We start from the raw sequence: 6,401 nt of genomic DNA, 5'->3' as shown, positions 1-6,401 counted from the left end.
CGGTGGATAAATTTGAATATCGCCGCGGTTTTAAGTTTTCAACGTATGCCACTTGGTGGATTCGGCAGGCGATTACGCGTTCTATCGCCGATCAGGCGAGAACTATTCGGATTCCTGTGCATATGATTGAGACAATTAATAAATTGAACCGAATTTCGCGTATGTTGCAACAAAAAAATGGACGCGATCCAACGCCAGAAGAGTTATCAGTTGCCATGGATATGCCTGAAGATAAAATTCGGAAAGTGTGGAAAATTGCCAAAGAACCGATTTCTATGGAAACACCGATTGGAGATGATGAAGATTCGCATCTTGGTGATTTCCTTGAAGATAGCAATGTGATTTCTCCTCTGGAAGCAGCGACAACGCGCGGTTTATCGGAAGCGACGAATGAAGTTTTGGCATCGTTGACGCCGCGTGAAGAACGGGTTTTACGCATGCGTTTTGGTATTGATATGAATACGGATCACACTTTGGAAGAAGTGGGACGGCAGTTTGATGTGACGCGCGAACGCATTCGGCAAATTGAAGCCAAAGCGTTACGTAAATTGCGTCACCCCAATCGTTCAGAATTATTGAAAAGCTTTTTAAGCGATTGATTTTAATTGTATAACCGCCTTTTTGAGGCGGTTTTTTATGGTTTCTTTTTAAAATTAAAGGCGCTTTCTTGACCATGAATGAGGCGATAAATGTTGGCTTTGTGGCGATAAATTAAAATGCTGACCATAAATAATACGGTGACGGCGATTTTTATATTGCCGATGCCGATAAAAGCAATCCACGGCGCAGAAAATGCCGCGATTAGTGCCGATAATGAAGAAATGCGCGTAAAAGCAAATACGCTCAACCAAATGATTAATGTGGCGCCAGCTAATCCCATATGCCATGCTAGTAATACGCCAAATGCGGTTGCAACACCTTTACCGCCTTGAAATTTAAAGAAAATAGGAAACATATGCCCAATAAATGCGCCTATTCCCGCAACTAACCACAATGCTTCCATCGCGGGAAAGAAAAAACGTATGAGCAAAACAGGAATGAAGCCTTTTAGTAAATCGCCGATAAGCGTAAACAGCGCGGCTTTTTTGCCGCCGATGCGTAACACGTTGGTGGCACCAGGATTTTTGGAACCGTGTGTTCGTGGATCGGGGAGATTCATGTAGCGACACACGATAATGGCGCTGCTCATTGAGCCCCATAAATAGCCCCAAATCAGGCATAGTGCCCAAGATAGTCCGATCATATTTGCTCCTTTTGGTTAACTGTTTTTCATGGTCGGTAAAATAGTTGGGGAATTTTACCAGCGATAGGGTATTTTGATAAAAAGTTAGGACACGAAGGAAGATAAATGCACGATACGATTTTTCTCAATCGTCAAAAAGTTTTGACTTTAATTGGCGTTTTACCGCATGAGCGTTTAGAAAAACAAACATTAATTGTGAGTTTAAGTTTGGAAACGGATTTTACCGCCGCGATAGCAACGGATAATCTTTGCGATACGGTCAATTACGCGGCTTTAGCAGAATTAGTTGAAACTTTTGCCGCTGAAAGTCAGTTTCAATTAATTGAAACTTTTGCTGGTAAATTAATTGAACTTATTTGGGCACGCTTTGATTGTGTCAATGCCGTTACGGTTACTATTGAAAAACCAAACGCATTAAAACAAACGCCTATGGTTGGTTTAGTAATGCGGCGAGCGCGATAAATACATTTCCATTAAAAATAAATGGTTAATTTTTTTGCTTTGCTTTATTTGCTGGGTATCGTTAAAGTTTGTCGCGAAGATAAAAACTAATTTTTACTAAAGAAATAGTATATTTCATTATTATTTTTTGTTAGTGCAGTCATCGCCAGAGTAGATTTTTACGGAACTATATCCTTATAAATTCTTTGTTTCATAAAATAGGAGTAATATCATGTCTCAATATCCTTTGGGTGTAAATTCTGAAGTTGGTAAATTACGAACTGTGATGGTATGTCAACCTGGTCTTGCTCATGAAAGATTGACTCCGGACAACTGCGATGAGTTGTTATTTGACGACGTTCTCTGGGTGGAGCAAGCGCAACGCGATCATCAAGATTTCGTAGAAAAAATGCGCGCACGGGACATCGAAGTCTTGGAAATGCATGAATCATTGGCAGAAACGGTAAAAAATCCGGAAGCGTTGAAATGGATTTTGGATCGTAAAATTACGCCGAATCTCGTTGGACTGCCCATCATGAATGAATTGCGTTCATGGTTTGAAGGATTGGATGCGCGTCAACAAGCTGATTTTTTAATTGGTGGTGTGAGCGTTTTAGACATTACTCCTGATAAATTCAGCGCTGACGTCATTTCTTTAGTTCGCGCAACGCAAGGCGATTTAGGTTTTGTGTTCCCACCGTTACCTAATACCCAATTTACCCGCGATACTACAAACTGGATCTACGGCGGCGTTACTTTGAACCCAATGTACTGGCCAGCACGTCAACAAGAAACTTTACTGGCTGCTGCGATTTATAAATTCCATCCGCGTTTTGCTGGAAAAGTGAAAGTGTGGTGGGGTGATCCAGATAAAGATTACGGCAATGCGACTTTGGAAGGCGGCGACGTTTTCCCAGTTGGTAAAGGTTTAGTTTTAGTTGGCATGGGAGAACGGAGTTCTATCCAAGCGATTACTCAATTAGCACAAGTTTTGTTTGCTGAAAAAGCAGCAGAAAGAATCATTGTTGCTGCAATGCCGAAAACACGTTCTGCAATGCATCTTGATACTATTTTCACATTCTGCGACCGCGATTTGATTAACTATTTCCCGAAAATGGTTGACCAAATCAAACCGTACAGCATTCGTCCAGACGAAAGTAAACCAAACGGCTTAGATATCCGTGAAGAAAGAAAATCTTTTGTTGACGTTGTTCAAGAAGCTTTGGGATTAAAAGAGTTGCGTAAAGTTGCTACCGGTGGTAATAGTTATGCTGCCGACCGCGAACAATGGGATGATGCAAATAACGTGTTTGCTTTAGAACCTGGTGTTGTTGTCAGCTACGATCGTAACTTATTAACCAACAAGTTATTGAAAGCAGCTGGTGTAGAGATCGTTTCTATTCGTTCTTCTGAACTTGGTCGTGGTCGTGGTGGTGGTCGTTGCATGACTTGTCCGATTGCTCGCGACGCTGCTTACTAGTTCTCAGCTTTTTAGCCTTCAAACTGTCTACGACGGTTTGAAGGTTTCTTACATACAGGAGATTTTTATGGCATTTAATATTCGTAACCGTCATCTATTGAGTTTAGCCAATCACAGTTATCGTGAATTGCGTTATCTTCTTGATTTAGCACGTGATTTAAAACGCGCTAAATATAACGGTACCGAACAACCGCGTATGCGCGGAAAAAATATTGCGTTGATTTTTGAAAAAACATCTACACGCACTCGCTGCTCATTTGAAGTTGCTGCCTATGATCAAGGCGCTAACGTTACTTATATCGATCCCACTTCATCACAAATTGGACACAAAGAATCCATGAAAGATACCGCCCGCGTTTTGGGACGGTTATATGATGCCATTGAATACCGTGGTTTTAAGCAAACCATCGTTCAAGAATTGGCAGATTATGCAGGCGTTCCTGTGTTTAACGGTTTAACTGATGAATGGCACCCAACACAAATGTTGGCAGACGTTTTAACCATGATGGAACACAGCGATAAACCGTTACACGAAATCAGCTATGTTTATTTAGGCGATGCCCGCAATAACATGGGTAACTCATTGTTGATGATTGGTGCGAAATTGGGTATGGACGTACGTATCGCTGCACCAAAAGAATTGCAACCTACTGCTGAATTGCAAGCAATGTGTCAAGAATTTGCAAAAGAAAGCGGCGCGCGCATTTTGGTAACTGATGACGTTGCTAAGGCTGTAAAAGGCGTTGATTACGTGCATACCGACGTTTGGGTTTCTATGGGTGAACCAATCGAAGCTTGGGGACAACGCATTAGCAAATTAATGCCGTATCAAGTTAACCGCAAATTGATGGAATTAACCGGCAATCCGCGTGTTAAATTTATGCACTGCTTACCTGCTTTCCACAACAGTGAAACCAAAGTGGGTAAACAAATTGCCGAACAATATCCTGATTTGGCAAACGGTATTGAAGTTACTGAAGACGTATTTGAATCTCCTTATAACATTGCTTTTGAACAAGCAGAAAACCGTATGCACACCATTAAAGCTGTAATGGTTGCATCATTAGGTGATTAATCATCATCGAGAAATGCGGGTTTTAGTGCCCGCATTTTTTTTGTACTAAATTTTATTTAAGTAGGAAAAAGATATGCGTATTGTAATTGCTTTAGGCGGTAACGCACTTTTGCGGCGCGGACAAGTGATGAGTGCTGAAAATCAACGGGAAAATGTGCGCATTGCTGCCGAGCAAATTGCCAAAGTTCATCAAGGCAATGAATTAATTATTGCCCACGGCAACGGTCCACAAGTGGGATTACTTGCTTTGCAAGGAGCGGCTTATAACGCGGTTAAACCCGAAGTTGAAACCTATCCGTTAGACGTTTTAGGTTCACAAACAGAAGGCATGATCGGTTATATGATCGAACAAGAAATGGGCAACGTATTACCAAAAGACGTTCCATTGGCAACTATTTTGACCCAAGTTGAAGTCGATAAAAACGATCCTGCGTTCAAAAATCCAACCAAACCTATCGGACCGGTTTACGAAAAAGAAGAAGCCGAACGTTTAGCCAAAGAAAAAGGCTGGACGATTGCTCCAGATGGCGACAAATATCGCCGCGTTGTACCCAGCCCATTGCCCAAACGAATTTTTGAAATTCGTCCGATTCAATGGATGGTTGATAACGGTGCGGTGGTTATTTGTGCCGGCGGCGGTGGTATTCCCACTTATTTTGAAACCGCGGATAAATTAAGCGGCGTTGAAGCTGTTATTGATAAAGATTTGTGCTCATCTTTATTGGCACAAGAACTCAATGCTGATTTATTAGTCATTGCGACAGACGTTGATGCCGCTTATGTGGATTGGGGTAAACCAACACAAAAAGCCATCGCTGGTGCTCACCCTGACGATTTTGCAAACAGCAGTTTTGCTGCTGGTTCTATGGGACCAAAAGTTAAAGCCGCTTGCGAATTTGCCCGTAAAAGTGGTAATACAGCAGTTATCGGCGCATTGTCTGATATTGAAGCCATTGTGCGCGGTGAAGCTGGAACACGTGTTAGCGTTAAAGAACACGGCATGCGTTATCGTTAGAAATATCGCCACATGCGAAACGTTAAAAGGATGCATCTTGCATCCTTTTTTTATGAAAGACCCACCAATTTTATTAACGTTGACCGTTTTGTCCGCGCTGACGCAATAAATGATCGCACAATGTTAAAGACACCATCGCTTCAACGATAGGCACCGCACGCAATCCAACGCAGGGATCGTGTCTGCCGCGAACGGAAATAATACAATCATCGCCGTTTTGATCGACACTCTTGGCAGGTATTGGAATTGAACTGGTTGGTTTGAAAACCGCGGAAGCGACAATTGTTTGACCGCTGGAAATGCCGCCTAAAATGCCGCCGGCATGATTACTTAAAAAGCCATCGCGCGCCGTGCGTTCATCGCGAAACATGCTGCCATATTGGTTGGCGCTTGTAAAACCATCGCCAATTGCCACCGCTTTTACCGCATTAATACTCATCAAAGCTTTGGCAATATCGGCATCTAAACGGTCAAAAACCGGTTCTCCCAAACCCGCCGGCACCTGTTCGGCAACCACGGTAATTTCCGTGCCGACCGAATTACCGCGGCGCTGAATATCTTCTAAATATTGAGCAATAACAGATAGTTGATGTTGATTCGGGCAACTAAAAGGATTGCTAGAAACCGCTTGCCAACTTTCAAAAGCCAAACGATGGCAACCAATTTGCGATAAATAAGCGCGGACTTTTATCGCGCATAATTGTTGCAAAACCGCTTTTGCAATCGCGCCGCCGGTAACGCGCACAGCAGTTTCTCGAGCAGATGCGCGTCCACCGCCGCGGTAATCGCGAATACCGTATTTTTTTTGATAAGTGTAATCCGCGTGACTGGGACGAAATTGTGCTTTAAACGGCGCATAATCATCGCTGCGCTGATCACAATTTTGGATCACAAATCCGATCGGCGTGCCCGTGGTTTGTCCTTCAAAAATGCCCGAAAAAAGATGAATTTCATCGGCTTCTCGTCGCGAACTGACATAAGCGGAACGAGCGGGTTTGCGCCGGTCGAGTTCTTTTTGTATCTCTTTGCTATCGATCGCGATGCGCGCCGGACACCCATCAATAATGCCGCCGATCGCCGCGCCGTGACTTTCGCCAAAGCTCGTCAACACAAAAGCGCGCCCAAAGCTGTTTCCGCTCACAAAAAA

7 protein-coding genes are annotated in these 6,401 nt (G+C 43.1%); 5 read left to right on the top strand and 2 right to left on the bottom strand.

Annotated elements, in window-relative coordinates; all coding sequences use genetic code 11:
- Positions 1–599 (top strand): sigma-70 family RNA polymerase sigma factor (locus AKG33_RS06205; protein ID WP_152907714.1); only part of this gene is annotated, 599 nt, incomplete at its 5' end.
- 35 nt (positions 600–634) lie between these two features.
- On the opposite strand, the gene plsY is transcribed toward AKG33_RS06205, so the two are convergent.
- A complete protein-coding gene (gene plsY / locus AKG33_RS06200) occupies positions 635–1,240 on the bottom strand; it encodes a glycerol-3-phosphate 1-O-acyltransferase PlsY (RefSeq protein WP_119185632.1) in 606 nt (201 codons plus the stop codon).
- 108 nt (positions 1,241–1,348) lie between these two features.
- Here plsY and folB point away from each other — a divergent pair, with 108 nt between their 5' ends.
- The 4 genes from folB to arcC all read left to right on the top strand — a co-directional run bounded on the left by folB (position 1,349) and on the right by arcC (position 5,254).
- Entirely contained in the window at positions 1,349–1,705 is a 357-nt protein-coding gene (gene folB, locus AKG33_RS06195; protein WP_012031383.1) for a dihydroneopterin aldolase, read from the top strand.
- Positions 1,706–1,916: 211 nt separating this feature from the next.
- The gene (gene arcA, locus AKG33_RS06190; protein WP_012031382.1) at positions 1,917–3,164 is read left to right on the top strand and encodes an arginine deiminase; all 1,248 of its coding nucleotides are present in this window, start codon (positions 1,917–1,919) and stop codon (positions 3,162–3,164) included.
- 67 nt (positions 3,165–3,231) lie between these two features.
- Positions 3,232–4,239, top strand: a complete 1,008-nt coding sequence (locus AKG33_RS06185; protein WP_012031381.1) for an ornithine carbamoyltransferase — start codon at positions 3,232–3,234, stop codon at positions 4,237–4,239.
- Positions 4,240–4,312: 73 nt separating this feature from the next.
- Positions 4,313–5,254, top strand: a complete 942-nt coding sequence (gene arcC / locus AKG33_RS06180) for a carbamate kinase (RefSeq protein ID WP_050708038.1) — start codon at positions 4,313–4,315, stop codon at positions 5,252–5,254.
- 73 nt (positions 5,255–5,327) lie between these two features.
- Here the strand turns inward: arcC and aroC are convergent, their stop codons facing one another.
- The gene (gene aroC / locus AKG33_RS06175; RefSeq protein WP_012031379.1) at positions 5,328–6,395 is read right to left on the bottom strand and encodes a chorismate synthase; all 1,068 of its coding nucleotides are present in this window, start codon (positions 6,393–6,395) and stop codon (positions 5,328–5,330) included.
- Between the last annotated feature and the right edge of the window lie 6 nt (positions 6,396–6,401).

Source organism: Dichelobacter nodosus (assembly GCF_001263335.1).
GTDB classification, from domain to species: Bacteria; Pseudomonadota; Gammaproteobacteria; order Cardiobacteriales; family Cardiobacteriaceae; genus Dichelobacter; species Dichelobacter nodosus.
This window is presented reverse-complemented; position numbering and strand designations above follow the sequence as displayed.

Coding starts and splice junctions, on each gene's coding strand:
- folB (WP_012031383.1), top strand. CDS start 1,349: ATGCACGATACGATTTTTCTCAATCGTCAAAAAGTTTTGACTTTAATT.
- arcA (WP_012031382.1), top strand. CDS start 1,917: ATGTCTCAATATCCTTTGGGTGTAAATTCTGAAGTTGGTAAATTACGA.
- AKG33_RS06185 (WP_012031381.1), top strand. CDS start 3,232: ATGGCATTTAATATTCGTAACCGTCATCTATTGAGTTTAGCCAATCAC.
- arcC (WP_050708038.1), top strand. CDS start 4,313: ATGCGTATTGTAATTGCTTTAGGCGGTAACGCACTTTTGCGGCGCGGA.